The 2,021-nt window shown below is 51.1% G+C and carries 2 protein-coding genes; both read right to left on the bottom strand.

Annotated elements, in window-relative coordinates; all coding sequences use genetic code 11:
* Positions 1-1,559, bottom strand: a 1,559-nt coding sequence (locus ACFINC_RS09180) for a transposase domain-containing protein (RefSeq protein ID WP_375617010.1), incomplete at its 3' end; no start/stop codon positions are given.
* The gene (locus tag ACFINC_RS09175) at positions 1,556-2,014 is read right to left on the bottom strand and encodes a hypothetical protein (RefSeq protein ID WP_375617011.1); all 459 of its coding nucleotides are present in this window, start codon (positions 2,012-2,014) and stop codon (positions 1,556-1,558) included. The genes ACFINC_RS09175 and ACFINC_RS09180, both read right to left, overlap by 4 nt.
* Positions 2,015-2,021: the final 7 nt, after the last annotated feature.

Below are 2,021 nucleotides of genomic sequence, written 5' to 3'. Positions count from 1 at the left end.
TCAAAGCGTACAATCACCTTCTTCCCCGCATACTCATTCAATGCCCGCGCCCAATAACGATTGCCATAAAAATGAATCTCCCCCGTCCCCTTTTGTGTACGCAATGCCTCTGAGGTCAAAAGCCATAAAGCACGCTGTGCTGCCGTTGCCTGCCGAATAATCGTCCCCTCTGCTGTCAAACTTTCTGCAAAAGTCTCATCAAAACTGCGCCCCGCACATGTCAGCGCCTTGCGCCCTGCTTGTGCATTATGCGCCACAATCTGCGCACCAACATGGGCTTTAAACGCTTCAAATTCTATCGCACGTTTGCCATAATCTTCAGGCTTGGCATCCGGCTTATTGCCCGTATAAGCCCCCGCACAAAAAGGATGCTTCGAAATCGCCTCTGCCAAATCACGCCATGCCCGCTCAATCGGTTTCGACTGCCCGCTATAAGGAGTCGTCCATTGCAATTGAATGCCCAAACTGGTCAAAAGACCCTGCGGTTCATCCGCCTTAATCTTAAAACGAAAGCGGTTTTGCACACCCCCAGAAATCCACTTGCTGGTAAAAGCACGCCCATTATCTAAGGTCATACGCTCCGGTATCCCATAAGCCTCCACCATATCACCAATCACCAAACGCACGATTTCCCAACTCTCCGCATCCGATAGGCGCCATGATAAAATCTTGCCTGAATAAAGATCTTGTATCGCTATCAGATAAAGCCGCACTGGCTTTAAGCTCCACGGAACACGCACAAAAACATCCAACTTATGCCCGTCCATATTCACCGCTTGCAAAGCATGCAAACTCGAGCGATCACGCCGTTGTGACGGATAAAGCTTCTTGGCTTTCTCCTCTCCCTCACGCGCTAACGCTACAACCGCTTTGGAAACTTGCGCTTTAAAACGCCGCCGTAACGCCCGCTCTGAAGGAATAGGCTCCCACCCTTTCTCACGCGCCACCAAAACCATACGTCGATAACATACCGAAAAAGCAGGGCGGGACGAACGCAAATAATCCGAACACAAAACCTCCCATGCCTCCTCATGACACTCAGCCCATTGCGAAACAGTCTCCTCACCATAACAAGGCGCCAGCGCCGCTAACCAATCAGTGCGCTCATACCCTTCCACCATCTGGCGCCAATTAAAAAGCGACATCCGGCTCACCCCAAACTGAACCGCGCACAAACTTGCCGCATCATGCACCCCCATACCGGCTTGAAGCAAATCATCCATAGAACAAAGCGCCTTCAAACGCTCTTCACAGCGCCTTTTATGCGCCTTTGAAAGCCCTTCATAACGCCCCCAAAGCACTTCTTTTTGTCTCGTCAGCTCTGCCTTTTGCAAAACGTCAACACCACCCGCCCGCAACAACAACGCCCCCCGCGCCCCTTCCGGTAATAAGGAAATGTGATACTCCCAAACCGGCTTGGTCTTGCTTTCAACCTTCCGTGAAAGTTTAGAATTTTTTCTCCAATATGCCCGTCCATGGTTTTCAAGGCTTTTATAGGTAGATGGCAACCCTGGCAAAGCCGCCTTGGCTAATTCAGCAATACTAAACCATTCCTTCATGGCTGCCCCCTTTTAATGCGCACTGGCGTTGCACGCATGGCTTTCAACCGCGCCGCAATCTCACGCTGTTCCTGCTGCAATCTTGCAATCTCTGCTAACCGCGCCTCATCCCCTTGCAACAACAACAAGCCATCTTCACTCACCACCTCATCCCAAAGCCAATAGGCTTCTGTCGCCCGCACAAAGGCTTTAAAGCGCGGCAGGGAAATATCCACCTGCTTACTTTCCGCTACATAAGCATCCAAGCTTGCCTTACTCAAACACCCAATGCCTAAATAATGCGCCATACGCTCTGCAATCTCACTGCGCTCATAGCGGCATTCACGCAAAGCCCGCGCCATGGCTCGCTTAATACGAGAGCGAAACCGTCCCAAATCAATCTGCGCAACGGGTTCGCGGCAGGGAAAAACCGGCTTTTGGAAAAAATCAAGCTGTTGAAAACCACGCATCTTCATGCCTGCT

Origin of the sequence: Bartonella sp. AP58NXGY (assembly GCF_042195785.1) — a bacterium.
Taxonomy (GTDB): domain Bacteria; phylum Pseudomonadota; class Alphaproteobacteria; order Rhizobiales; family Rhizobiaceae; genus Bartonella.
This window is presented reverse-complemented; position numbering and strand designations above follow the sequence as displayed.

What these genes read in the sequence shown, in the direction of transcription:
- ACFINC_RS09175 (WP_375617011.1), bottom strand. Translation starts at nt 2,014, where the DNA reads ATGAAGATGCGTGGTTTTCAACAGCTTGATTTTTTCCAAAAGCCGGTT.